We start from the raw sequence: 23,683 nt of genomic DNA, 5'->3' as shown, positions 1-23,683 counted from the left end.
ACAACTCCTTATCTCAGTAGCCAATCACGACAAAAAAGCCACCCAACTTAGAGGTAGCAACACCCGTCGTAGAGAGCATCGCAGTAGCGCTCAATACGTTTGTACTCATCGACGTAAGAGAGAAAACCGTCGCCCCTCCGTTTCCCATAATAGATCCGCTGAGACACGCTGTCGGGAAAGTTATTGGTAAGGTTGCCGACCAGTTTCCAAATCCCGTCCCATTGGAGACGGTATTTCCCCACTGAATAATCAGCCCGTTGGGAAGCTTCTGATAACCGTTGTAGTCTATCGACGAAGCAAACTCGGCAGCTAACTTCAATGCCGCTGCACCCGACAGAAAATAATTAGTTCCCTGCAATACCAAATCGACCGACGAGCCAGGAGGGATGACGAGACTGGTTTGAGGCCTTGTGGCTATGACTGAAATAGTATCAGCGCCAGTAGGAACTAACTTTGCGTTTACCGAGCCTACGTTTCTTACGGAAATCACACTTCCTACCGGCCCGGCGCTGGAGGGTGGCAACGTCACTGTAAATTCGGTGCCTGAATTCAGCAGCAATACTCGCCCGAAATACTGCGCAGTCAAACTTGTACTGACTGAAAGTACCGAGACATCATTGTAGTTACCCAAAGCCCGCTGCACAAACTGAGTGGACGCCAGTCGCTGGCTGACATCAAACTGCGGAACTACGACACTGGCAAACATATTTCCACCACTGACATACCATGCCCCCGCACCAGCAACGTTATCCAGCAGCGTCAGCTCAAGAATATCGCCATAAATCATGCGTACACTTTTCACACTAACAGACTGCCCTGGATCTGCACCGTATATAAGATCAACCCCAGTCCGAGTTACCGCTGCCGAAGCAGTGTTGTAACAAATTATTGTGACAGTCGACCCATTCGGCAGGTCTGACGAGGTGGGTAAATTGATAGTGCTGACTATGTCACCAAACAAAACAGTCATTTGACCGACCGCGGAGGCAGGAATCGAACCGCTATTACCTATCGAGGTACTTCCCGAGTACTGCTTACCCAGCCGCTGCGTCCACTCAGTCGTTGCCAGCAAGGAAGACTTATCGAATCGCGGCGCCGATGGCGCCGTTGCCAACCCCTGAAATGCTGGCGAATTGAGCGGCGCAAAGCCTTGCGTTATATTCTGAAACGCCAAAGGCGTGGTGCCTAGGGCGATTGCCCCGTCCGTAACCAACTGCCAAATCGTATCGGCAAGTGTCGCCCCCTGCTCTACCGACACCGTCATCGCCGACGTCACCTTGGCACTGGAATCTGCGTCTTTAGCACGAACCCATGCGGTGTTCATCACAACATATAGCCCGTTATCTTTCGCAACAGTCTGGTTTTTGACGAGCACCCGATCACCCGCCACTACAGCCACGCCATCAATAGTTTGCGCTGCGCTCAGGGTGATACTAGTCGTGGTGGCCACACGCGCAGACTGTTTCGTATCCCGCTTAGCCAACTCATCAGCCACATAACCCGCCACCCAAGCCCGCGTAGCCTTGACCACAGTGTCATCAATCAACAACGTAACCAGCGACGCATTACTGGTCTCGAAAATCGACCGAATATAAAACTCTTTACCCGAACCCGACGTCGCCAAAACCGGCTTGAAGGACTCCGGATACTTGACGATTGCATAAAGAACCCCGGTATCGGTCCAAAGTCCGGCCTCCCGCACATACCAGCCACCGACCTCTGGCGGGATAGTCACCTCGGCCAACAGCCAACTCGGATTCTTCTCATCTTGAAAAAGCGCATTCAATGGCCCGCGCCACACCTCACGCTTCAGCGCTTTTGCAGTCGCGTCGGGGTTGTAGATAGCACCATTGCCGTCACCAACCGAAATCTGCGCGAGTTTGATAGGTACGCCAGCAACCTTGCAGGCAGTTTCATAAGCAATCCCTGCATTGGTCAGCAGTGTATAAAAGTCGGCCATTTAGGACCCCTGTGGATAAATAGTGGCAGTTTCAATGGTGTAGAGGCCCGCAGCCATGAAGGTCATGCCGGAGGCTTCAAGCCCGTCGATAACCATCGGATAGATAGTGGTCAGCTCACCGCAGACGGTCGCGGCGCTGACGGAGTGGTTTCCGAATGCGCTTAGCCCCAATGTGATAGTAAAAACATCACGCTCGCTCTTGGCTTCCGCCAGACGCCTGTCCAGCCGAGCGTCAATTTCTTCGCTGTAGGGCAGCTCGGAATAGGCCCTGATGGAAAAGCTATAGGGTTTGCCCCGTGGGCTTTGTTGGTGCCAGACGCGCACCTCGGGAATCAGTCGCAGGCCTTTTGTTGCGTTCTCGAGCGCCTTACGGGTACCGGCCTGTCGAGCGGTGGGCCAAGCGAGTTTTACCGTTGCGCGTTTTTCAGCCTCGGCAGCGGTGGCGCTCCATTCGATTACCCCTCGGTCAGCCGCGAGATAAGGTAAAAACTCCGCGGGGGTTTGCATTGGGTCCATCAGCTCGGGAAATGGCGGCGCTACTCGCTCAAGTAGCTGGCTGAAACCTTGGTCCAACGCTTTTTCCAGCGGTGAGCTGTTAGCCGGCAACAAGCTCGCTTTAGGCTCACTCATAACGTACGCACCTCCACCTCGACACCCGCGCAATACGGAGCCTGGAAGGCCGTGCTGATGATCGGCTCCAGCGGTTCGAGGATCTGCAGTTGCGCGGCGCCGGCGCTGTGGATGGCGTAGTCGATCCAGCTGGGGTCGACACGGCCTTCCAGGCGATGGCAGGAGTCGGCGTAGGTTTGCAGCAGTTTTTGCGCTGCGACTTGGGTCAGTCCTGAATCTGGACCCGAGTTGATCTTGGCTACCACGCGAATCTTGTAGCGCTGAATCTGCGCGCTTTGGACGCTGACCAGATCAGTCTCCGGTCGTACATCCGGCCGTGCGAAATGTCGCCGCACGCCGTCAAGCAAATCGGCGGAGGCCGTGCCATCGCCCTCCCTGGAAAGCACGGTCACCATCACCTCGCCTGGGGCGGTACGCCGGCCGTTGCCGTCCTTGACCTGGGCTGCGTAGCCGTCCGGGTCAAAGGTGTAGCTGACGGTCACCACACCGGGGGTGGCGCTTTGCACATTGACCGATGGCCGCTCGCCGAGGGTGAACACCTCACGGCGATACTGCATGCGCGAACCCGCTGCCGGGGCGTGGGGGGCCAGGTAATAACGCAGACGCGCGTCGTCGTCGCTTTCTAGAATCGGCGGCACGGGGGGGAACGCCGCCGGGTCGCCGGGATCGAGCACTTGACGCTCCAGACCCATGTCGGCCAGGCGTGCGTCCAGGTTGCTGCCGGCGGCCCACCACGCCAGCATCTGCTTGATGCGGGCGTTGTACTTGCGCTCATGGGTTTGCAGACGCACGCAAAACGCTTCCAGGGCCAGGGTCAGCAGTTCGCTCTCATTGTCGAGGCTGACCTTGAGTTTGGCGGCGCTTTGCGGCGCGCGGGTGGCGACGTAATCGACGACGAAGGCCTTGAACTCAGCCAGCAGAGGCTCAAACTCATCGACCGTGATGATGGCCGGTTCCGCCAGTTGGTTCTGGCCTGGGATCAACATGCTCATGTCACGACCTCGAAGGTTTGTTGGCGGTTTTTCCAGGTGCCGGCAAAACGCAGCAACAACCCGGCGCCCTGCCGGGTGGCGACGATGACCTGGGGTTGGAAGTCGGCGATGCCGTTTTGCGTGTTGTAAAACGCCTGGGCGGCATGGCTTTGGGCGAGGATCAACAGGTCATCGCCCAGGTTCTGGCCGAGCAGTTGTGGGATCAACGAACCGTACAACGGGCGTTTCTGCCGAGTGCCGACGGGGGTGGTCAGCGCTCGGGTGGCGCGCTGCACGAATTGCAGCCAGTCATCGACGGCTGCCCCGGTGTTCCTATCGATTCCGATCATGGCAAATCCTTATGCGCTGCTGATCACGCGGCCCTGGTGATCCACCACCGGGCCGCTCAAATGCACGCCGGCGGCATCCAGCAACACGCCGGTGGCGCCGAGTTGCAGGGTGATGCTCTTGGCGTTCAGGGTCAGGCTGGCGGCACCGACTTTGAGGTCGACCTGCTCGCGGGAGCCGCTGAACGTGGTGGGACCGTTGACCCAGTTGAAGGTGTGACTGGCGTCGTCGTAGTCGCTTTGGGTGCCGTCCTGATGGCGACGCCGTGTCAGCGATGCAACACTAGAAACAGGCGGAAAGAGACTACTGTTGAGGCCGAATAAGGCTACGGACTGTGTCCCCCCTTCCCCGCCGCCATAATTGAGCAGCAGACAGTGTTCGCCGACAGAGGGAATGCGTGTTTCCGTTTGTGCCCCAGCGCTCGGGTTGAAAAACCGGATCGCCGGGCTGAGCAAGTCGCCGTGACTGACCTTGCAGGTGTTACTCGCGGCGTCGACTTCCTGGCATACACCAATCCGACAGAAGCTTTCGGCGCGCCGATACAGGTCCTCCAACTGAGCCTCCATTTCTGCCAGGCGCTCGACAATCGGCCCCAGTTGCATACGTAGCAATGCATCGAACATGGATTACTCCTACAAGGGGCGATATTGATCCGGATCGTTGATGTCGGAGACTTCCCAGGTGCGCGCAAATAAAGGCGTGCCTGTAGGATCTTCGAGCAGTAATGGTCCGAGGTAGAGGTTTTGGGTGAAGGAAACCGTCCAGGTGTCGTAGTCCGTTTCTGCACTGGTGGGCGCGGAAGGGGCTGCGACAATGGCGGCAGGCAGGTCGCACTGATCAGGCGGGAGGCCCCAGCGGTTATCCAGGGTCAGGTCCATCAATTGGCTGGCCAAGTCGCAGGCATCAAAAGGTGCCGACCCGATGGCAACCATGGCCTTGAGTGAAACCGACAAGGCATGCGCCTTGCGCCCTGCAAGGGAGCGCACGCCCGGACCGTTGCGCTCCACGCTGATCAAAATGCCGGCTTTATCACCTGTTCCGGGAAAGTCTTGGTGATTGCCTACGTGCAGCTGTGGGAAAGCGCTCTTTAGCGCGTCCCCAATCGCCGCAGGTAGCTGGGAAGGTTTTTCGAGAAGTGTCATCTGCTTGCATCCTTGCAGCGATTACTGCTGATCCGGGCGAGAGGTAGGGGCCTGGTTGACCCCGATGCGCTTGGCCGCCCAGCGTTCATAAAGGCCGATGGCCACGTCCGCACCGGCCATGGCGGTCAGGCAACCAATGGCGCCAGCGGTCCAGATCGACATGCCGGCGGCGTAGCACAGCATCAATGCCGATACCCCGCAGACCATGCACGCCCCGGACCGCAGGGCCAGGCGCCGGATCAGCGACCAACCACGGGCGCCCTCCTTATCGGCGCGCCACATTTCGCCGGATACACCGCCGATCAGCGCCAGTACGATTACCAGCCAGATAGGCATTTCCGCTAACGCTTGCTGCTCGTTTGTCATGTCACGCCTCCTGGCTGAGCACTACCGGCACGGGGCCGGCTCTTGGGTAAATCCATGTGTAGGTAGGCATTCCAAAAAGCCCGGTTGCCCAGGCTTTTCAGTAATGCGGTCCAAACTCGATCTTTCGGCGCGACTGGCGCGGTACGGATCTTTCCTCGATGTTTTTCCGACCACGATCCCTGTCTGCCGGATAACTGCTTCTGGTGCTTTACGCTGCACACCCGGGTCAGTTGCCAACCCTCTGAACCGTTAAGGCCGGTTCATCGCTGCCTGTTTGTTAAGCGGTGAAACTAAAGAGCGTCGGCGTCCTTGCCGGTGTTGCTGGCGTCCTTGCCATCGCTCAGATGGCGTCCTTGCCGGTGCTGCGTGACTTCCTTGTGTTGACTGGCAGCATCCTAGCCGCCTCCACCAGACCTTGTTGTCTGGCTTGAGATGAAGAATATGCATGTATGCATATACAGTCAATGCACAAATGCATTTATTTTCAGCATGCAAATGCACCAATGCATTTGCGTCCTTGTGGACAGCGGGTTTGGTGGTTTTTTCCAGGCGAAAAAAAGCCCGCTCGTTGGCGGGCTTTGTCTTACAGAAGAAGGTTAACGGGCGTACATACCCCACCAGAACACATGACCCAGGATACTGATTTGCTCATCCTGGATATCCTGGAAGCTGTAGTCCTCATCCGGGTGCTCATCGCGATTGAAACTGCGCAGGCGAATCCCGGAAGGCAGGCGGTAGAGCTGTTTCACCCGCAGCTGGCCGTTGTGGTTGATGGCATACAAGTCACCATCGACGATGTCACCAATGCCACTCTTGCCCGCATTCACCCCGACCGTCGCGCCGTCGCGCAGCACCGGCAACATGCTGTTGCCGCGTACCGTCACGCACTTGGCCTGGTCGAACTGCACACCGTTATGCCGCAGGCTGCGCTTACCGAACCGCAGGCTGGCTTTCTCGCTTTCCTCGATGACGAATCTTCCTGATCCAGCAGCCAATTCAACCTCACGCAGAAAGGGGATCGACACCTCGTCATCATTAACGGGGGTGTCATCGTCCCACAGGCTTATATCCTTGAGTTCCGAATGCATCGGGTCGCGCCCGTCCTCCCGCGAAACGCCCACCGCCACGCGCCCGCGCAGTTGGTCGGTGCTCACGCGGAAGTACTCGGCGATGCGGGAAATGTGCTTGTCCGACGGATCAACGATCTTGCCGCTGAGGATCCGGGACAGCGTGGATTGAGGCACGCCGGTACGCCGGTGAAGCTCCGTGGGGGAGATCCGGTCGCGGTCCAGCAGTTCGCGTAAGACGATAGAAACGTTGCGTTTTTGCATAACGCAGATAGTGACGGGAGATTTCGGGGTTGGCAAATGCTAATTTGCATTATTTATGCATAAACGATGCATTTCTTGGGCCCTTTTAAGTGTGGTGATGTGGACTGCGAACCGCAGACCTCGCGTGTTAACCTTGCGCCCATCGCAAAATCGCAGGGCGGAATGCCCCACCTTTGCTCCACTCCTTTCAACGAATTTGCCTACTACCCAATGAGTAAAACCACTTCAGACCTGTCCTCCCACACCCCAATGATGCAGCAGTACTGGCGCCTCAAGAACCAGCACCCTGATCAGTTGATGTTCTACCGCATGGGCGACTTCTACGAGATCTTCTACGAAGACGCGAAGAAGGCCGCCAAGCTGCTGGATATCACCCTGACGGCGCGTGGGCAGTCGGCGGGGCAGTCGATTCCGATGTGTGGGATTCCTTACCATTCGTTGGAAGGTTACTTGGTCAAGCTGGTGAAGCTGGGCGAGTCGGTGGTGATCTGTGAGCAGATCGGCGACCCGGCCACCAGCAAGGGGCCGGTGGAACGTCAGGTGGTGCGCATTATTACGCCGGGGACGGTGAGTGATGAGGCGCTGCTGGATGAGCGTCGCGATAACCTGATTGCGGCGGTGTTGGGTGATGAGCGTCTGTTTGGCCTGTCGGTGCTGGATATCACCAGCGGCAACTTCAGCGTGCTGGAGATCAAGGGCTGGGAGAACTTGCTGGCAGAGCTGGAGCGCATCAACCCGGTTGAGCTGTTGATCCCGGACGATTGGCCGAAGGATCTGCCGGCGGAAAAACGCCGTGGGGCCAAGCGCCGTGCGCCGTGGGATTTCGAGCGTGACTCGGCGCTGAAAAGTCTCTGCCAGCAGTTCTCAGTACAAGACCTTAAAGGCTTCGGTTGCGAAAACCTGACCCTGGCCATCGGCGCCGCCGGTTGCTTGCTGGGCTATGCCAAGGAAACCCAGCGCACCGCCCTGCCGCATTTGCGCAGCCTGCGTCATGAGCGTCTGGACGACACCGTGGTACTCGATGGTGCGAGCCGTCGCAACCTGGAGCTGGACACCAACCTGGCCGGCGGGCGTGACAACACTCTGCAATCAGTGGTCGACCGTTGCCAGACCGCCATGGGCAGCCGCTTGCTGACGCGTTGGTTGAATCGTCCGCTACGCGACTTGAGTGTGCTGCAGGCGCGTCAGACTTCTATTACGTGCCTGCTGGACGGCTATCGCTTTGAAAAGCTGCAGCCACAGCTGAAGGAAATCGGCGATATCGAGCGCATCCTGGCACGGATCGGCCTGCGTAACGCGCGTCCGCGTGACTTGGCGCGCCTGCGTGATGCCCTCGGTGCCTTGCCACAATTGCAAGCGGCGATGACCGAACTGGACACGCCGCACCTGCAACAGCTCGCGGTCACTGCCGGTACTTACCCGGAACTGGCGGCGTTGCTGGAAAAAGCCATCATCGACAACCCGCCAGCAATCATCCGTGACGGCGGCGTTCTGAAGACCGGTTACGACAGCGAGCTGGACGAGCTGCAAGCCCTGAGCGAAAACGCCGGCCAATTCCTGATTGACCTGGAAGCCCGCGAAAAAGCCCGTACCGGCCTGGCCAACCTGAAAGTCGGCTACAACCGCGTGCACGGCTATTTCATCGAATTGCCGAGCAAGCAGGCCGAGTCGGCGCCGATCGACTATCAACGTCGCCAGACACTGAAAGGCGCCGAGCGGTTTATCACCCCAGAGCTGAAAGAGTTCGAAGACAAGGCACTGTCGGCCAAGAGCCGTGCCCTGGCGCGGGAAAAGATGCTCTATGAGAACCTGCTGGAAGACCTGATCAGCCAGTTGGCAGCGCTGCAGGATACCGCCGCCGCCCTGGCCGAGCTGGATGTGCTGAGCAACCTGGCCGAGCGCGCGCTGAACCTTGATCTGAACTGCCCGCGCTTTGTCAGCGAGCCATGCATGCGCATCGTGCAAGGTCGCCACCCGGTCGTAGAGCAGGTGCTGACCACGCCGTTCGTCGCCAACGACCTGTCGCTGGACGACGATACCCGCATGCTGGTGATCACCGGTCCGAACATGGGCGGTAAATCCACCTACATGCGCCAGACGGCATTGATCGTGCTGTTGGCGCATATCGGCAGCTTTGTGCCGGCGGCCAGTTGCGAGCTTTCCCTGGTGGACCGCATTTTCACCCGCATCGGCTCCAGCGACGACCTGGCCGGTGGCCGTTCGACCTTTATGGTGGAGATGAGCGAAACCGCCAACATCCTGCATAACGCCACCGAACGCAGCCTGGTGCTGATGGACGAAGTGGGCCGCGGCACCAGCACCTTCGACGGCCTGTCCCTGGCCTGGGCGGCAGCCGAACGCCTGGCGCATCTGCGTGCCTACACGCTGTTTGCCACGCACTATTTCGAGCTGACCGTGCTGCCGGAAAGCGAACCACTGGTGGCCAACGTGCACCTGAACGCTACTGAGCACAACGAGCGCATCGTGTTCCTGCACCACGTGCTGCCGGGGCCAGCCAGCCAGAGTTACGGCCTGGCCGTGGCCCAACTGGCGGGCGTGCCGAATGACGTAATCACCCGCGCCCGCGAACACCTCAGCCGCCTGGAAACCACGGCGCTGCCCCATGAAACCGTGGTCGCCAGCCCTGCCAAAGCCTCCAGCAAACCGGCTGCGCCACATCAGAGCGACATGTTCGCTAGCCTGCCCCACCCGGTGCTGGATGAGTTGGCAAAGCTTGACCTGGATGACTTGACGCCGCGAAAAGCGCTCGAAATGTTATATGCACTGAAGACTCGGATATAACGCTAAGGCCAGCAAGCTGGTAGACTCTCGCGCGGTTTGGGATGCTGCAGGCTATTAGCCTGGCCTGCAGACTATCGCTCCCGAACCTCGCGAGCCCTGCCACAAAGGGTTTCGCCGCCGCCGCCTGAGGAGAGAATTAGAAATGACCTTCGTCGTTACCGACAACTGCATCAAGTGCAAGTACACCGACTGCGTGGAAGTATGTCCGGTGGACTGCTTCTACGAAGGCCCGAACTTCCTGGTCATCCACCCGGACGAGTGCATTGATTGCGCCCTGTGTGAACCTGAATGCCCGGCCGTCGCTATTTTCTCCGAGGACGAAGTCCCGGCAGAGATGCAGGAATTCATTCAGTTGAACGTCGAGTTGGCGGAAATCTGGCCGAATATCACTGAACGCAAAGACCCGATGCCGGATGCAGCGGAGTGGGATGGCAAAAAAGGTAAGATTGCAGACCTCGAGCGCTGATAGCGTCGCCTCCCAAAAGGCCCCTTGCGGGCCTTTTTGCGTTTCTGGAAAGCAGGTTTCACTTTCCTACAGGCAAAAAAAAGGGGCGGTATGACCCGCCCACATTTTTTCCCTAGTCCCTGTATTCCTTTTCATCATCCTGATGAATCGCATCCTGCGACGTTCCCTAAACCATCGTTCCTTGATGGCTGTGTCAATCCGTGGACACAGGGCTGATGTTAGAGAGTTCCAAAGGAAGTTCAACGGGATCCATTGCTGCGACGGACAGGCTTTCATGCTCAGCAGAGAATAATTAATTGTTATTTTTCAAGAGGATAGAAAAAACTCTCGACGATCTGGGACGTACTTGGCAGGCAAAAAAACCAAACGCTTACGAAAAAGTAAGCAAATGCTTACACGACCAATTGCGTAAATGAGAAATAAACCCGCCTTGACCACCGTCCAGCCATGAAAAAGCCCCGACACCGTCGAGGCTTTTTCCCTTCAATGCCCTCAGTCGTCGCTGACGGTGATGGTCGGCATCGCCGGCGCAGCGGCTTCCTGCAGCACGATACGCGCGCCCACATGGCGGGCCAGCTCCTGATACACCATGGCTATCTGGCCATCAGGGTCCGCCGCAACAGTCGGCTTGCCACCGTCCGCCTGTTCACGAATCACCATCGACAGTGGCAACGAAGCCAGCAGTTCCACCCCGTACTGGGTGGCCAGCTTCTCGCCACCGCCTTCGCCGAACAGATGCTCGGCGTGGCCGCAGTTGGAACAGATGTGCACGGCCATGTTCTCCACCACGCCCAGCACCGGGATATTGACCTTGCGGAACATTTCCACGCCTTTTCTCGCGTCGAGCAATGCCAGGTCCTGGGGCGTGGTGACGATCACCGAGCCAGCCACCGGGACTTTCTGCGCCAGGGTCAGCTGGATATCACCGGTGCCTGGGGGCATGTCGATCACCAGGTAGTCCAGGTCGCCCCAGGCGGTCTGGGTGACCAATTGCAGCAAGGCGCCGGAGACCATCGGCCCGCGCCAGACCATCGGCGTGTTGTCATCGGTAAGGAAGGCCATCGACATCACTTCCACGCCCAGGGACTCGATCGGCACGAACCACTTCTGATCCTTGACCTTAGGCCGTGTGCCCTCGGCGATGCCAAACATCACGCCTTGGCTCGGGCCGTAGATATCCGCATCAAGGATGCCCACGCGTGCGCCTTCGCGGGCCAGGGCCAGGGCCAGGTTGGCCGCCGTGGTGGATTTGCCCACGCCGCCCTTGCCGGAGGCCACAGCCACCACGTTCTTGACGTTGGCCAGCCCAGGGATTTGCGCCTGGGCCTTGTGCGCGGCGATCACACACTGGATGTCGACCTTGGCCGAACGCACGCCGTCCAAGCCCTCGATGGCCATCTGCAGCATCTGCGCCCAACCGCTCTTGAACAGACCGGCGGCATAACCCAGCTCCAACTGGACCGACACTTGGTCGCCCTGGACGTCGATGGCACGCACACAGCCGGCACTGACCGGGTCCTGGTTCAAATAAGGGTCGGTGTACTGGCGAAGCACGGCTTCCACCGCTGCGCGATTGACGGCGCTCATGGGCTACTCCCGAAAAAGACTGACTGAAACAGGCGGCTATCCTAACCGTTCCAGCGGCGTTACGGCATGCTTTCGCAGGTTCGGAAGATTCTGAAACAGCGCCACGGGGTGAAATATATTTCCCGGCGCTTTATAGTGGCCGACCTCCGTTTCATCAAGTAGCCGAGCCCCATGTCCGAGCCACGCAAGATCCTCGTCACCAGCGCCCTGCCCTATGCCAATGGTTCCATCCATCTTGGCCATATGCTTGAGTACATCCAGACCGATATGTGGGTGCGCTTTCAGAAGCATCGTGGCAACCAATGCATTTATGTCTGCGCGGACGACGCCCACGGTTCGGCCATCATGTTGCGCGCCGAAAAGGAAGGGATCACCCCGGAACAACTGATCGCCAACGTGCAGGCTGAACACAGCGCCGACTTTGCCGAGTTCCTGGTGGATTTCGACAACTTCCACTCGACCCACTCCGAAGAAAACCGCGAGCTGTCGAGCCAGATCTACCTGCGCTTGAAAGAAGCCGGGCATATCGACCAGCGTTCGGTGACCCAGTATTTCGACCCGGAAAAGAAAATGTTCCTGGCCGACCGCTTCATCAAGGGCACCTGCCCGAAATGCGGCACTGAAGACCAATACGGCGACAACTGCGAGAAATGCGGTGCGACCTACGCGCCCACCGAGCTGAAGAACCCTAAGTCGGCAATCTCTGGCGCCACCCCGGTGCTCAAGGACTCCCAGCATTTCTTCTTCAAGCTCCCGGATTTCCAGCAGATGCTGCAAACCTGGACCCGAAGCGGCACCTTGCAGGACGCCGTGGCCAACAAACTCTCCGAATGGCTCGACAGCGGCCTGCAGCAGTGGGACATCTCCCGCGATGCGCCGTACTTCGGCTTCGAAATCCCGGGCGAGCCGGGCAAGTACTTCTACGTGTGGCTGGACGCGCCGATCGGCTACATGGCCAGCTTCAAGAACCTGTGCGACCGCACGCCGGGGCTGGACTTCGACGCGTTCTGGAACAAGGATTCCACTGCTGAGCTGTACCACTTCATCGGCAAGGACATCGTCAACTTCCACGCGCTGTTCTGGCCGGCAATGCTTGAAGGTTCGGGCTATCGCAAGCCGACCGCCATCGCGGTGCACGGCTACCTGACGGTCAACGGCCAGAAGATGTCCAAGTCCCGTGGCACCTTTATCAAGGCGCGCACCTACCTGGACCACCTGTCGCCGGAATACCTGCGCTACTACTACGCCTCCAAACTGGGACGTGGCGTCGATGACCTGGACCTGAACCTGGAAGACTTCGTACAGAAGGTCAACTCGGACCTGGTCGGCAAGGTTGTCAACATTGCCAGCCGTTGTGCCGGGTTTATCCACAAGGGCAACGCTGGCCTGCTGGTGGCCGAGAACGCCGCTCCGGAACTGACCGACGCCTTCCTGGCCGCTGCGCCAAGCATCGCCGATGCCTATGAAGCCCGCGACTTTGCCCGCGCCATGCGCGAGATCATGGGCCTGGCCGACCGTGCCAACGCCTGGATCGCCGACAAGGCACCGTGGTCGCTGAACAAACAGGAAGGCAAGCAGGCGGAAGTGCAGGCGATCTGCGCCACGGGTGTCAATCTGTTCCGCCAACTGGTGATATTCCTCAAGCCGGTGCTGCCGTTGTTGGCCGCCGACGCCGAGGCGTTCCTCAACGTGGCGCCGCTGACCTGGAACGATCACACCACGCTGCTCAGCAACCATCAGTTGAACGAGTTCAAGCCGCTGATGACCCGTATCGACCCGGTCAAAGTCCAGGCGATGACCGACGCTTCGAAAGAAGACTTGGTCGCCAGCCAGACCGATACCGGTTCGGCTGCGCCCGCGGGCAATGGTGAGTTGGCCAAAGATCCGATTTCTGCGGAAATCGACTTTGATGCTTTCGCTGCCGTAGACCTGCGTGTCGCGCTGATCGTCAAGGCCGAAGCCGTGGAGGGTGCCGACAAGCTACTGCGCCTAACCCTGGACCTCGGTGGCGAGCAACGCAACGTGTTCTCCGGCATCAAGAGCGCTTATCCGGACCCATCCAAGCTGGATGGTCGCCTGACCATGATGATCGCCAACCTCAAGCCTCGGAAAATGAAGTTCGGCATGTCCGAGGGCATGGTGATGGCGGCCGGCCCGGGTGGGGAAGAGATCTACCTGCTCAGTCCTGACAGTGGTGCGAAGCCGGGCCAACGGATCAAGTAGCCTGCAAAGTTTGTGTTTGTGGTGAGCGGGCTTGCCCCGCGCGGGGCTGCGAAGCGGCCCTAAGACCAGGCACCCGGTTCTATCTGTAAAAACCGTGGTGGCAATGATGGGGCCGCTTCGTGCCCCAGCGCGGGGCAAGCCCGCTCACCACAAGAAAGCGCAACCACCCCAGCCCAGCCCAGTTTGCTTAACCGGCATGTCCATGATCATCCCATGAACCTCATTCAACGTATCGACGCGCTGCTGCCGCAGACCCAATGCGGCAAATGCGGGCATCCAGGCTGCAAACCTTACGCTGAGGGTATTGCTCAAGGCGAAGCGATCAACAAGTGCCCGCCCGGGGGACAGGAAACCATTGCGGGTCTTGCGCAATTGTTGCGCGTGCCGGTGCTGGAACTGGATATCAGCCGAGGGGAAGCTCCGCCCCAGATCGCCTATATCCGCGAGGCCGAGTGCATTGGTTGCACCAAGTGCATCCAGGCCTGCCCGGTGGATGCCATTGTCGGCGCAGCCAAGCTGATGCACACGGTCATCGTCGATGAGTGCACCGGTTGCGACCTCTGCGTCGCGCCCTGCCCCGTTGACTGCATTGAAATGCGTCCGATCGCCACCGTATTACCGATTGTGGGTGGCCTGGCCACCAACGATCAACAACGGCAAGGACGAGCTCTCAAGCGCGACCGGGCAAGACGCCGTTATGAACAACGCAATGCACGACTGCAACGGGAAGAAGCGCAGAAGCTCGCTGAACGCCTGGCTCGGGCCAAACGCTCAGTACCGGATTTACCTGTGCCGGTCGGTACAGCACAGGACGCAGCGATCAAGAAAGCCAAAATCACGGTCGCCATGAGTCGCGCACAACTGCATAAATCCTTGAAGGCCTTCGGCCACCCACCAACCTTTGATCAACAGTCGCAGTTGATCGTCCTGCAGCAGCAGTTCGAAGCGGCAGAGCAAGCGCTGACCGCGCTGGAACTGGGCACCGCGCCGAAGGCAGTAGGTACGACTTCGAATACTGCCGACCTGAAGCGCGCGAAAATCCAGCTGGCAATGCGCCGCGTGGAATTGAAGAAAGCCCATGACTTAAACGCCAGCCCGCAACAACTGGCCGAGGCGCAACACAACTTAGACGAGGCGCAGCGCCAAGTGGATGCCCACGGCAACACCTGACCCGCAAAACCTGTATTGCTACAATCCCGCCGATCGACTGCCAGGGAAACCCCACCCCATGAACGCCGCAAAACGCCTGGAAATTTTCCGCAGGCTCCACGAAGACAATCCAGAACCCAAGACCGAACTGGCCTACACCACGCCGTTCGAGTTGCTGATTGCGGTGATCCTGTCGGCGCAATCCACGGACGTCGGCGTGAACAAGGCCACAGCCAAGCTGTACCCTGTGGCGAATACTCCCGAAGCAATCCATGCATTGGGTGTGGATGGGCTGTCGGAATACATCAAGACCATTGGCCTGTACAACAGCAAGGCCAAGAACGTCATCGAGACTTGCCGCCTGCTGGTGGAACTGCACGGCAGTGGAGTGCCGCAAACCCGCGAAGCTTTGGAAGCCCTGCCAGGCGTCGGGCGAAAAACCGCCAACGTGGTGCTCAACACCGCGTTCCGGCAACTGACCATGGCGGTGGACACCCATATCTTCCGGGTCAGCAATCGAACCGGCATCGCCCGTGGCAAGAACGTGGTAGAGGTGGAAAAGCAGCTGATGAAGTTTGTGCCCAAGCCCTACCTGCTGGATTCCCATCACTGGCTGATCCTTCATGGCCGCTACGTTTGTCAGGCCCGCAAGCCGCGCTGCGGCAGCTGTCGCATCGAAGACCTGTGCGAATACAAGGACAAGACGTCCGACGATTGACAGATCATTGATTTTCTCGATCAATCGATTGAAAAAATCTTTTTTACCGGATCATGGATTATCGTTATAAGGAGCGCCAACGGCAGTCTTAGCCCGGAGTGAACCTTATGAGCACTGGCAAAGAGCAACTGGAAGTGGAAGACGACCTCGTTGAGTCGGACGACGATGGGGCAGAGGCGCCTGTGGCAGAGGTGGCCAAGACCAATTTAAGCAAACGCCGCACTATCGATAATCTTCTGGAAGAACGACGCTTGCAAAAACAGCTGGCCGATTACGACTTCGACCTCTGATCGAGCGATCGACAGCCGGAAGCCTCCTTCGCGGAGGCTTTTTTCTGCCGGTGCCCCGGGCAATACGCTGTGCTATGCCCTCCTCTATACCAAGCCGTTACGCTGGGCCAGCTCGATCAGGTCCACCAGCGAACGCGCATTGAGCTTGAGCAGCAAACGCGTCTTGTAGGTACTGACGGTCTTGTTGCTGAGAAACATGCCGTCGGCAATCTCCTTGTTGGTCCTGCCCCGCGCCAGTTGCTGCAATACCATCATTTCTCGCCCGGAGAGACGCTCGACCATATCGGCCTCGCTGGCATTGCCCATGGTGGAGCGTACCGAGTTGAGCGCCTGGTTCGGGAAATAGCTGTAGCCCGACAGGACCGCCTTGATAGCACTCAGCAACTCGGTCAGGTCCTGTTGCTTGCAAACGTAGCCTGCCGCTCCCGCCTGCATGCAACGCATGGAAAAGTGACCAGGGGCCTGAGATGTGAGGACCAGCACCTTGAATGGCACAGCCTGCTTGGTGGAAGACAACCGGCAAATAACTTCCAGGCCGTCAAGTTTTGGAATACCGATGTCCAGTATCACTATGTCCGGCATATGCTCCCGCGCAAGTTGCAACGCATCGACACCGTTATCGGTCTCGGCAACGACCTCATAACCATGACGTTCCATTAGCATACGCACAGCAAGACGAATGACGGGATGATCATCCACGATCAGCACTTTATTCATGAGAAAGTCCAATTTCGCTGTTCGAATTATTTAGAGCAAGCACAATAGCCTAGTCGTTTCCTAGTTGGCATAGCGTTACCCCCCAAGCAACAGCAAGCAGAGACCCACCCCACAGCGATAAAGGAATTGCCCTACAAAAAAACGCCCTCTCGGAGGGATCAGGTTTTATGGATCCTTTCAGAACTTTCCGGGGGCCTACATACTTTGAGTGAAATATCCGTGGCTTATAGGGGGCTGGGTAAACGTGCCGCACATGACTCTCAGGAAATGCCCCTTGTCTCTCGCCCGCCGCAGGGGGAAACAGCCAGAATGAGGCGTCTGCTTTAGTTCCATTTAACATATTCACTTACATCCTTAATTCCTACAGACCATTCAGTGTTTTGTCTCTTCTCCGCACTTGTATGAGTGAATTATCTGTAAGACCAGTTCCTACATAGATGTAAAAAATTCATTCCCCCTACAACATTTGAACAACAATTCATTCAAACCCCATTTTTGATAAAGGTTTTGAGGAAAAACATCTACGGCTGTTTAAATCGTTATAAACATAAAAGTCTTCACAGAATCACAGGCAAAAAAAATGGCCCCTTTAGCAAGGGGCCATTCTTCACAACACGTTGAGACTTAGAACAGCGAGCGACCTTTGTTGGCCGCAATGCGCATGCGCAATGCGTTCAACTTGATAAAGCCTGCCGCGTCCGCCTGGTTGTAAGCGCCGCCGTCCTCTTCAAAGGTGGCGATGTTGGCGTCGAACAGCGATTCATCGGACTTGCGACCGGTAACGATCACGTTGCCCTTGTACAGCTTCAGGCGCACAACGCCGTTCACGTGAACCTGGGAAGCGTCGATCATCTGTTGCAGCATCAGACGCTCAGGGCTCCACCAGTAGCCGGTGTAGATCAGGCTGGCGTACTTGGGCATCAGCTCGTCTTTGAGGTGAGCCACTTCACGGTCCAGGGTGATGGACTCGATGGCGCGGTGGGCGCGCAGCATGATGGTGCCGCCTGGGGTTTCGTAGCAGCCGCGGGACTTCATGCCCACGTAACGGTTCTCGACGATGTCGAGACGGCCGATACCGTGTTCGCCACCGATACGGTTCAAGGTCGCCAGTACGGTGGCCGGAGTCATTTCGACGCCGTCCAGCGCGACGATGTCGCCGTTGCGGTAGGTCAGTTCCAGGTATTGCGGCTTGTCGGGAGCGTTCTCCGGGGAGACGGTCCACTTCCACATGTCTTCTTCGTGCTCGGTCCAGGTGTCTTCCAGCACGCCGCCTTCATAGGAGATGTGCAGCAGGTTGGCGTCCATCGAGTACGGAGACTTCTTCTTGCCGTGGCGCTCGATCGGGATTGCGTGCTTCTCAGCGTAATCCATCAGCTTTTCACGGGACAGCAGGTCCCATTCACGCCAAGGGGCAATCACTTTCACGCCAGGCTTGAGCGCGTAGGCACCCAGTTCGAAACGCACCTGGTCGTTGCCCTTGCCGGTAGCGCCATGGGAAATGGCGTCGGCGCCGGTTTCGTTGGCGATTTCGATCAGGCGTTTGGCGATCAGCGGACGTGCGATGGAGGTACCCAGCAGGTACTCGCCTTCGTAGACGGTGTTGGCGCGAAACATCGGGAAAACGAAATCGCGGACGAACTCTTCGCGCAGGTCGTCAATGTAGATCTCTTTCACGCCCATGGCTTGCGCCTTGGCACGTGCAGGTTCGACCTCTTCGCCCTGACCCAGGTCAGCGGTGAAGGTCACCACTTCACAGTTATAAGTATCCTGCAGCCACTTGAGGATCACCGAAGTGTCCAGGCCGCCGGAATACGCGAGAACGACCTTGTTTACGTCGGCCATGCCATCACTCCACGGGGTTGTACGGAAAGGCGTCGATTCTACCGACCAAAACCGCGAATTTACAGGGGCGCGACAGCAAATGAAGATAAAGCGACAGATTATGTCGAACGGGCGACCGAGGGTCGCACCTTAGGAGGTGTGCGCGGGGTTGCTTGGGCCGGTGGCCGTGGGGGCCGGTTTCTCGGGGGCAGCCACGCGCTCTAGCTGAATATTCACGCGGCGGTTGCGTGCCCGGTTGGCCGCATTGGTGTTGGGCGCCAATGGGTAGCTTTCGCCGTGGAAACGCAGGGTGATCTGCGATTCCGGGATACCGTTGGCCTTGAAGTAGTCCATGACCGCCAGGCCGCGACGGCGCGAGACGTCGCGGTTGGTGAGTCGGTTGCCGCTGTTGTCCGAATGACCGTTCAACTCGATATGGTTGACGGTGGGGTCGGCTTTCATGAACGCGAGAATCACGTCGAGTTTCTTCTTGGCGACCGCGTCCAGCTCGATTCCGCCCCCCGGGAAACCGACTTCAGTCTGTTTGACCTGGTCATAATTCATCGGCAACAGCTTGGCGGTGCACAGCTGGTAATCGTTGTAGGCCTTGTTGAATTTAACCGGCAGCAGCCGGATTTCCGAATAGCCGCCTTCACGCCCATAGTGCCGCACGGTCGGGCTGCGCCCTTCCAGCAAGCCATTGAACAGGCGCCCGGCCTGGGCCTGGGAGCTGTTGAACAGTACATCGCCACTGCCGGCACGCACGGCGCCGAGGTTGATATCGCCTCGCCCCGGCTGCCACGGCGCAGCGGCGGCCAGCAACGTGGCCGAACCGGCTCCCAGCGAGCCGTTGTAGGCTTTCAGACGAAATGTCGCCTGCTCTCCGGCCCGGCGCACGAACTCACCCGAACCGAAATCGGTGATTGGCTGGGTCAAGCGGCACTCGAACTGGTCGCCTTCCACCTTCCACTCAATATTCTCCAGACGTGTCTGGAACGTGAGGGCCATCGCAGGCAGGCTGGCGAACACACTGAGCAGGGCTAGATATTGCTGGCGCACGTGAGGCTCCACTGGTTTCTACAACACTTCAAAGCGTCATACATCGATAAGGCATACCAAAGGCTATCGGTTGCATCCTGCAAAACTTGATAGCGAGTGCCTGAAAGCGTCTTTTCCGGTAGCATTCCCACCAGATTGACCCGCCTGGAATCCCCAATGTCCGACCGCCTGACCCTGCTGCGTCCCGACGACTGGCATATTCATCTTCGCGATGGTGCTGCGTTACCCCACACCGTGGCCGATGTCGCGCGCACGTTTGGCCGCGCCATCATCATGCCTAACCTGGTACCTCCGGTGCGTAACGCCGAGCAAGCCGATGCCTATCGCCAGCGTATCCTCGCTGCACGACCGGCCGGCAGCCGCTTCGAACCGTTGATGGTGCTCTACCTCACCGACCGCACCCAGCCCGAAGAGATTCGAGAGGCCAAGGCCAGCGGCTTCGTGCACGCCGCCAAGCTGTACCCGGCCGGCGCGACCACCAACTCCGATTCCGGCGTGACCAGTATCGACAAGATCCTGCCGGCCATCGAAGCCATGGCCGAAGTCGGCATGCCGCTGTTGATCCACGGTGAAGTCACCCGTGGCGACGTGGATGTCTTCGACCGTGAGAAGATCTTCATCGACGAGCATATGCGCCGTGTGGTCGAGCTGTTCCCGACCCTCAAGGTGGTGTTCGAACACATCACCACAGCCGATGCGGTGCAGTTCGTCAGCGAGGCCTCCGCCAACGTCGGCGCGACCATCACCGCGCATCACTTGCTATACAACCGCAACCACATGCTGGTGGGCGGGATTCGGCCGCACTTCTATTGCCTGCCGATCCTCAAGCGCAACACCCACCAGGTGGCCTTGCTGGATGCAGCGACCAGCGGCAATCCGAAGTTCTTCCTCGGCACCGACTCCGCGCCTCATGCCCAGCACGCTAAGGAAGCGGCGTGTGGCTGTGCCGGTTGCTACACCGCCTATGCAGCGATCGAGTTGTATGCCGAAGCGTTCGAACAGCGTAACGCCCTGGACAAGCTCGAAGGCTTCGCCAGCCTCAACGGCCCGCGTTTCTACGGCCTGCCGGCGAATACTGACCGCATCACCCTGGTCCGTGAAGACTGGACCGCCCCTGCCAGCCTGCCGTTTGGCGAGCTGACTGTCATCCCGCTGCGCGCCGGTGAAACACTGCGCTGGCGCCTGCTGGAGGAAAGCAAGTGAGTGAAGACCATTACGATGACGAACACGAGCACAGTGGTGGCGGTTCGCGTCACCCGATGGCCGAGCGGTTTCGCGGCTATCTGCCGGTTGTCATCGACGTAGAAACCGGTGGCTTCAATTGCGCCACCGACGCATTGCTGGAAATCGCCGCAACCACCATCGGCATGGACGAGCAGGGTTTTGTGTTCCCGGAACACACCCACTTCTTCCGCGTCGAACCGTTTGAAGGCGCGAATATCGAAGCCGCCGCTTTGGAATTCACGGGCATCAAGCTTGATCACCCACTGCGCATGGCGGTGAGTGAAGAAGCGGCGCTGACCGATATCTTCCGTGGTGTGCGCAAGGCGTTGAAGGCCAATGGCTGCAAACGCGCGATCCTGGTCGGCCACAACAGCAGTTTCGACCTGGGTTTCCTGAACGCCGCCGTGGCGCGGTTGGACATGAAGCGCAACCCGTTCCACCCGTTCTCTAGCTTCGACACGGCCACCCTCGCCGGCCTGGCGTATGGCCAGACCGTGTTGGCGAAAGCCTGCCAGGCCGCCGGTATTGACTTTGACGGGCGTGAGGCTCACTCGGCTCGCTACGACACCGAGAAAACCGCCGAGCTGTTCTGCGGCATCGTCAACCGCTGGAAAGACATGGGCGGCTGGGAAGACTTCAATGATTGAGGTCATATGCCGCGCATAAAAAAACCGGCCTTCTCAGGCCGGTTTTTTTGTACCTCGAACCTGGCTTACAGCTTGCCAGCGTTCTCGGTCAGGTAAGCCGCAACGCCTTCTGGCGAAGCGTTCATGCCTTTGTCGCCTTTTTTCCAGTTGGCTGGGCAGACTTCGCCGTGCTCTTCGTGGAATTGCAGGGCGTCGACCAGGCGGATCAGCTCTTCCATGTTACGACCCAGTGGCAGGTCGTTGATGATCTGGGAGCGGACAACGCCCTTGTCATCGATCAGGAAAGCACCACGGAAGGCCACGCCGCCTTCAGACTCAACGTCGTAGGCCTTGGCGATGTCGTGCTTCATGTCAGCAGCCATGGTGTATTTGACTTTGCCGATGCCACCATCATTGATGGCGGTGTTGCGCCAGGCGTTGTGGGTGAAATGGGAGTCGATGGAAACAGCGACCACTTCAACGTTGCGCGCCTTGAAATCGTCCATGCGGTGGTCCAGAGCGATCAGCTCCGAAGGGCAGACGAAGGTGAAGTCCAGCGGGTAGAAGAACACCAGGCCGTATTTGCCTTTGATGGCTTCAGACAGTTTGAAGCTGTCTACGATTTCGCCATTGCCGAGGACGGCTGGGACGTCGAAATCCGGGGCTTGTTTGCCGACGAGTACGCTCATTGGGTATCTCCTGATGTAGAGGTGACGATTGAAGTAAAAGGACCGGCCTCGAGTCTGCCGTTAATAAGCGACAGCCCTGTGACGCAGTCACGCTTCGTGAAGACCGACCATCATACACTGAAAAAACCGTTCGTCAGTGCGGGCGCGGTGCCAGCAAATACCCTACGAATCTACTTTGACAATCATTCTCGTTAACATTAAGATCCATCGCACTTAAGCCTTAAACCCGCGACGGTTCTCCCTTATGTATGTGTGCCTCTGTACTGGCGTCACCGACGGACAAATCCGCGAAGCAATCTATGAAGGTTGCTGCAGCTACAAGGAAGTGCGTGAAACCACCGGCGTTGCCAGCCAGTGCGGTAAATGCGCTTGCCTCGCCAAGCAAGTGGTACGGGAAACCCTGACGCAGCTGCAGACAGTCCAGGCCGCGCTCCCCTATTCAGCAGAATTTACACACGCCTGATTGGGCGTGTTTTAAAGAACCGGACTTAGTGTCCGGTTTTTTTATGCCAGCAATTCAATTAGTTAGCGTCAAGACGCGGAACACAAACATTCTTATTCCGATTAATTTTCATTTATTATTCAATAACTTAGGTTTGACACTAGGGAATTCGCCGCTCAAACTCCGCCTTATACACAGCTATTACAGGGCAGGACCCCAGTCATGAAAGGCGACATCTCAGTCATCCAGCAACTCAACAAAATCCTTGCCAATGAACTGGTCGCGATCAATCAGTACTTTCTGCATGCGCGCATGTATGACGATTGGGGCCTGGAAAAGCTGGGCAAGCGCGAATACAAAGAATCCATCAAGGCCATGAAAGATGCGGACGCACTGATCAAGCGCATCCTGTTCCTGGAAGGCCTGCCGAACGTACAGGACCTGGGCAAGCTGAACATCGGCGAGCACACCCAGGAAATGATCAGCAGCGACCTGAAGTTCGAACACAAGAGCCACAGCGACCTCAAGGCCGCCATCGCTCACTGCGAAAGCAAAGGTGACTTCGGCAGCCGCGAACTGCTGGAAGACATCCTCGAAGACCAGGAAGAACACATCGACTGGCTGGAGACCCAACTGGGCCTGATCGACAAAGTCAGCCTGGAAAACTACCTGCAATCGCAGATGGGCGAAGAATAAGCTCCCAGCTCGCAGGTACAAAAAAGCCCCGCTCTCTCACGAGAAGCGGGGCTTTTTATTGCGTCCGGATCAAGCTTCAGTCTTGGCTGCCGCTTTTTCCGCTGCATCTTTGATCAACGACTGCAACGAACCGTCTGCGGCCATTTCAGTGATGATGTCGCTACCGCCGACCAGCTCACCGGCAACCCACAGTTGTGGGAAGGTCGGCCAGTTGGCGTACTTCGGCAGGTTGGCGCGGATTTCAGGGTTTTGCAGGATATCCACGTAAGCGAATTTTTCGCCGCACGCCATGATGGCCTGGGACGCCTTCGCGGAGAAACCGCACTGAGGAGCGTTTGGCGCGCCCTTCATGTAAAGCAGAATGGTGTTGTTGGCAATCTGCTCTTTGATCGTTTCGATGATATCCATGGAACACCTCGGCTGGAA

At 58.1% G+C, this 23,683-nt stretch carries 24 protein-coding genes; 10 read left to right on the top strand and 14 right to left on the bottom strand.

Features of this window, described 5'->3' with window-relative positions; all coding sequences use genetic code 11:
* Window positions 1-13: 13 nt before the first annotated feature.
* The 8 genes from RB216_RS05740 to RB216_RS05705 all read right to left on the bottom strand — a co-directional run bounded on the left by RB216_RS05740 (window position 14) and on the right by RB216_RS05705 (window position 6,748).
* Entirely contained in the window at window positions 14-1,960 is a 1,947-nt protein-coding gene (locus tag RB216_RS05740; RefSeq protein WP_308908408.1) for a phage tail protein, read from the bottom strand.
* Complete coding sequence (locus tag RB216_RS05735) at window positions 1,961-2,590, bottom strand: phage tail protein I (protein ID WP_308908407.1); 630 nt, start codon at window positions 2,588-2,590, stop codon at window positions 1,961-1,963.
* On the bottom strand, window positions 2,587-3,582 hold the full coding sequence (locus RB216_RS05730) for a baseplate J/gp47 family protein (protein ID WP_305383800.1): 996 nt from the start codon (window positions 3,580-3,582) through the stop codon (window positions 2,587-2,589). Before RB216_RS05730 ends, RB216_RS05735 begins: the two co-directional genes overlap by 4 nt.
* Window positions 3,579-3,911 carry a phage baseplate protein gene (locus tag RB216_RS05725; protein WP_028619075.1) on the bottom strand — a complete coding sequence of 111 codons (333 nt, stop codon included), beginning with the start codon at window positions 3,909-3,911 and terminating at the stop codon, window positions 3,579-3,581. Before RB216_RS05725 ends, RB216_RS05730 begins: the two co-directional genes overlap by 4 nt.
* 9 nt (window positions 3,912-3,920) lie before the next feature.
* Window positions 3,921-4,532: a phage baseplate assembly protein V gene (locus RB216_RS05720; protein ID WP_028619074.1), complete on the bottom strand. Its 612-nt coding sequence runs from the start codon at window positions 4,530-4,532 to the stop codon at window positions 3,921-3,923.
* A 9-nt stretch (window positions 4,533-4,541) separates the two neighbouring features.
* On the bottom strand, window positions 4,542-5,051 hold the full coding sequence (locus RB216_RS05715; RefSeq protein WP_308908406.1) for a hypothetical protein: 510 nt from the start codon (window positions 5,049-5,051) through the stop codon (window positions 4,542-4,544).
* Between the two features lie 21 nt (window positions 5,052-5,072).
* Window positions 5,073-5,417 carry a phage holin family protein gene (locus tag RB216_RS05710; protein WP_122686282.1) on the bottom strand — a complete coding sequence of 115 codons (345 nt, stop codon included), beginning with the start codon at window positions 5,415-5,417 and terminating at the stop codon, window positions 5,073-5,075.
* Between the two features lie 596 nt (window positions 5,418-6,013).
* Window positions 6,014-6,748 carry a LexA family transcriptional regulator gene (locus RB216_RS05705; RefSeq protein ID WP_016977944.1) on the bottom strand — a complete coding sequence of 245 codons (735 nt, stop codon included), beginning with the start codon at window positions 6,746-6,748 and terminating at the stop codon, window positions 6,014-6,016.
* A 210-nt stretch (window positions 6,749-6,958) separates the two neighbouring features.
* Between RB216_RS05705 and mutS the strand changes: the two genes are divergently transcribed.
* Window positions 6,959-9,550 carry a DNA mismatch repair protein MutS gene (mutS, locus tag RB216_RS05700; protein ID WP_308908405.1) on the top strand — a complete coding sequence of 864 codons (2,592 nt, stop codon included), beginning with the start codon at window positions 6,959-6,961 and terminating at the stop codon, window positions 9,548-9,550.
* A 142-nt stretch (window positions 9,551-9,692) separates the two neighbouring features.
* A complete protein-coding gene (fdxA, locus tag RB216_RS05695) occupies window positions 9,693-10,016 on the top strand; it encodes a ferredoxin FdxA (RefSeq protein ID WP_003208688.1) in 324 nt (107 codons plus the stop codon).
* Window positions 10,017-10,508: 492 nt separating this feature from the next.
* Here the strand turns inward: fdxA and apbC are convergent, their stop codons facing one another.
* Entirely contained in the window at window positions 10,509-11,603 is a 1,095-nt protein-coding gene (gene apbC / locus RB216_RS05690) for an iron-sulfur cluster carrier protein ApbC (protein WP_028619070.1), read from the bottom strand.
* Between the two features lie 171 nt (window positions 11,604-11,774).
* On the opposite strand from apbC, the gene metG reads away from it, so the two are divergent.
* The 4 genes from metG (at window position 11,775) to RB216_RS05670 (ending at window position 15,983) form a co-directional block, all read left to right on the top strand.
* On the top strand, window positions 11,775-13,826 hold the full coding sequence (gene metG / locus RB216_RS05685; protein WP_028619069.1) for a methionine--tRNA ligase: 2,052 nt from the start codon (window positions 11,775-11,777) through the stop codon (window positions 13,824-13,826).
* A 213-nt stretch (window positions 13,827-14,039) separates the two neighbouring features.
* Complete coding sequence (gene rsxB, locus RB216_RS05680; RefSeq protein WP_236318728.1) at window positions 14,040-14,996, top strand: electron transport complex subunit RsxB; 957 nt, start codon at window positions 14,040-14,042, stop codon at window positions 14,994-14,996.
* Window positions 14,997-15,054: 58 nt separating this feature from the next.
* Window positions 15,055-15,693, top strand: coding sequence for an endonuclease III (gene nth, locus RB216_RS05675; RefSeq protein WP_308908404.1), 639 nt, complete (start codon window positions 15,055-15,057; stop codon window positions 15,691-15,693).
* 107 nt (window positions 15,694-15,800) lie between these two features.
* Window positions 15,801-15,983, top strand: a complete 183-nt coding sequence (locus RB216_RS05670) for a PA3496 family putative envelope integrity protein (protein WP_028619066.1) — start codon at window positions 15,801-15,803, stop codon at window positions 15,981-15,983.
* 84 nt (window positions 15,984-16,067) lie between these two features.
* Here RB216_RS05670 and RB216_RS05665 read toward each other — a convergent pair whose 3' ends face one another.
* The 3 genes from RB216_RS05665 to RB216_RS05655 form a co-directional block, all read right to left on the bottom strand.
* On the bottom strand, window positions 16,068-16,700 hold the full coding sequence (locus RB216_RS05665) for a response regulator transcription factor (RefSeq protein ID WP_028619065.1): 633 nt from the start codon (window positions 16,698-16,700) through the stop codon (window positions 16,068-16,070).
* 624 nt (window positions 16,701-17,324) lie between these two features.
* The gene (locus RB216_RS05660) at window positions 17,325-18,542 is read right to left on the bottom strand and encodes an argininosuccinate synthase (protein ID WP_010212738.1); all 1,218 of its coding nucleotides are present in this window, start codon (window positions 18,540-18,542) and stop codon (window positions 17,325-17,327) included.
* Between the two features lie 129 nt (window positions 18,543-18,671).
* Window positions 18,672-19,580, bottom strand: a complete 909-nt coding sequence (locus RB216_RS05655; protein WP_028619064.1) for a flagellar protein MotY — start codon at window positions 19,578-19,580, stop codon at window positions 18,672-18,674.
* A 156-nt stretch (window positions 19,581-19,736) separates the two neighbouring features.
* On the opposite strand from RB216_RS05655, the gene pyrC reads away from it, so the two are divergent.
* Both pyrC and rnt read left to right on the top strand, forming a co-directional pair.
* The gene (pyrC, locus tag RB216_RS05650) at window positions 19,737-20,783 is read left to right on the top strand and encodes a dihydroorotase (RefSeq protein ID WP_028619063.1); all 1,047 of its coding nucleotides are present in this window, start codon (window positions 19,737-19,739) and stop codon (window positions 20,781-20,783) included.
* Window positions 20,780-21,451, top strand: coding sequence for a ribonuclease T (rnt, locus tag RB216_RS05645; protein WP_010212742.1), 672 nt, complete (start codon window positions 20,780-20,782; stop codon window positions 21,449-21,451). Before pyrC ends, rnt begins: the two co-directional genes overlap by 4 nt.
* A gap of 65 nt (window positions 21,452-21,516) precedes the next feature.
* Here the strand turns inward: rnt and RB216_RS05640 are convergent, their stop codons facing one another.
* The gene (locus RB216_RS05640; protein WP_003172097.1) at window positions 21,517-22,119 is read right to left on the bottom strand and encodes a peroxiredoxin; all 603 of its coding nucleotides are present in this window, start codon (window positions 22,117-22,119) and stop codon (window positions 21,517-21,519) included.
* Between the two features lie 244 nt (window positions 22,120-22,363).
* Here RB216_RS05640 and RB216_RS05635 point away from each other — a divergent pair, with 244 nt between their 5' ends.
* Window positions 22,364-22,582, top strand: a complete 219-nt coding sequence (locus RB216_RS05635) for a bacterioferritin-associated ferredoxin (protein WP_308908403.1) — start codon at window positions 22,364-22,366, stop codon at window positions 22,580-22,582.
* Between the two features lie 201 nt (window positions 22,583-22,783).
* Window positions 22,784-23,257: a bacterioferritin gene (gene bfr / locus RB216_RS05630; RefSeq protein ID WP_028619062.1), complete on the top strand. Its 474-nt coding sequence runs from the start codon at window positions 22,784-22,786 to the stop codon at window positions 23,255-23,257.
* A gap of 69 nt (window positions 23,258-23,326) precedes the next feature.
* On the opposite strand, the gene grxD is transcribed toward bfr, so the two are convergent.
* Window positions 23,327-23,665, bottom strand: coding sequence for a Grx4 family monothiol glutaredoxin (gene grxD, locus RB216_RS05625; protein ID WP_028619061.1), 339 nt, complete (start codon window positions 23,663-23,665; stop codon window positions 23,327-23,329).
* Window positions 23,666-23,683 lie beyond the last annotated feature (18 nt).

It is taken from the genome of Pseudomonas canadensis (genome assembly GCF_030980095.1).
Classification (GTDB): domain Bacteria; phylum Pseudomonadota; class Gammaproteobacteria; order Pseudomonadales; family Pseudomonadaceae; genus Aquipseudomonas; species Aquipseudomonas canadensis.
This window is presented reverse-complemented; position numbering and strand designations above follow the sequence as displayed.

Bases quoted from the DNA above. Each gene is read 5' to 3' on its own strand.
- RB216_RS05740 (WP_308908408.1), bottom strand. From the start codon at position 1,960: ATGGCCGACTTTTATACACTGCTGACCAATGCAGGGATTGCTTATGAA.
- RB216_RS05735 (WP_308908407.1), bottom strand. From the start codon at position 2,590: ATGAGTGAGCCTAAAGCGAGCTTGTTGCCGGCTAACAGCTCACCGCTG.
- RB216_RS05730 (WP_305383800.1), bottom strand. From the start codon at position 3,582: ATGAGCATGTTGATCCCAGGCCAGAACCAACTGGCGGAACCGGCCATC.
- RB216_RS05725 (WP_028619075.1), bottom strand. From the start codon at position 3,911: ATGATCGGAATCGATAGGAACACCGGGGCAGCCGTCGATGACTGGCTG.
- RB216_RS05720 (WP_028619074.1), bottom strand. From the start codon at position 4,532: ATGTTCGATGCATTGCTACGTATGCAACTGGGGCCGATTGTCGAGCGC.
- RB216_RS05715 (WP_308908406.1), bottom strand. From the start codon at position 5,051: ATGACACTTCTCGAAAAACCTTCCCAGCTACCTGCGGCGATTGGGGAC.
- RB216_RS05710 (WP_122686282.1), bottom strand. From the start codon at position 5,417: ATGACAAACGAGCAGCAAGCGTTAGCGGAAATGCCTATCTGGCTGGTA.
- RB216_RS05705 (WP_016977944.1), bottom strand. From the start codon at position 6,748: ATGCAAAAACGCAACGTTTCTATCGTCTTACGCGAACTGCTGGACCGC.
- mutS (WP_308908405.1), top strand. From the start codon at position 6,959: ATGAGTAAAACCACTTCAGACCTGTCCTCCCACACCCCAATGATGCAG.
- fdxA (WP_003208688.1), top strand. From the start codon at position 9,693: ATGACCTTCGTCGTTACCGACAACTGCATCAAGTGCAAGTACACCGAC.
- apbC (WP_028619070.1), bottom strand. From the start codon at position 11,603: ATGAGCGCCGTCAATCGCGCAGCGGTGGAAGCCGTGCTTCGCCAGTAC.
- metG (WP_028619069.1), top strand. From the start codon at position 11,775: ATGTCCGAGCCACGCAAGATCCTCGTCACCAGCGCCCTGCCCTATGCC.
- rsxB (WP_236318728.1), top strand. From the start codon at position 14,040: ATGAACCTCATTCAACGTATCGACGCGCTGCTGCCGCAGACCCAATGC.
- nth (WP_308908404.1), top strand. From the start codon at position 15,055: ATGAACGCCGCAAAACGCCTGGAAATTTTCCGCAGGCTCCACGAAGAC.
- RB216_RS05670 (WP_028619066.1), top strand. From the start codon at position 15,801: ATGAGCACTGGCAAAGAGCAACTGGAAGTGGAAGACGACCTCGTTGAG.
- RB216_RS05665 (WP_028619065.1), bottom strand. From the start codon at position 16,700: ATGAATAAAGTGCTGATCGTGGATGATCATCCCGTCATTCGTCTTGCT.
- RB216_RS05660 (WP_010212738.1), bottom strand. From the start codon at position 18,542: ATGGCCGACGTAAACAAGGTCGTTCTCGCGTATTCCGGCGGCCTGGAC.
- pyrC (WP_028619063.1), top strand. From the start codon at position 19,737: ATGTCCGACCGCCTGACCCTGCTGCGTCCCGACGACTGGCATATTCAT.
- RB216_RS05640 (WP_003172097.1), bottom strand. From the start codon at position 22,119: ATGAGCGTACTCGTCGGCAAACAAGCCCCGGATTTCGACGTCCCAGCC.
- RB216_RS05635 (WP_308908403.1), top strand. From the start codon at position 22,364: ATGTATGTGTGCCTCTGTACTGGCGTCACCGACGGACAAATCCGCGAA.
- bfr (WP_028619062.1), top strand. From the start codon at position 22,784: ATGAAAGGCGACATCTCAGTCATCCAGCAACTCAACAAAATCCTTGCC.
- grxD (WP_028619061.1), bottom strand. From the start codon at position 23,665: ATGGATATCATCGAAACGATCAAAGAGCAGATTGCCAACAACACCATT.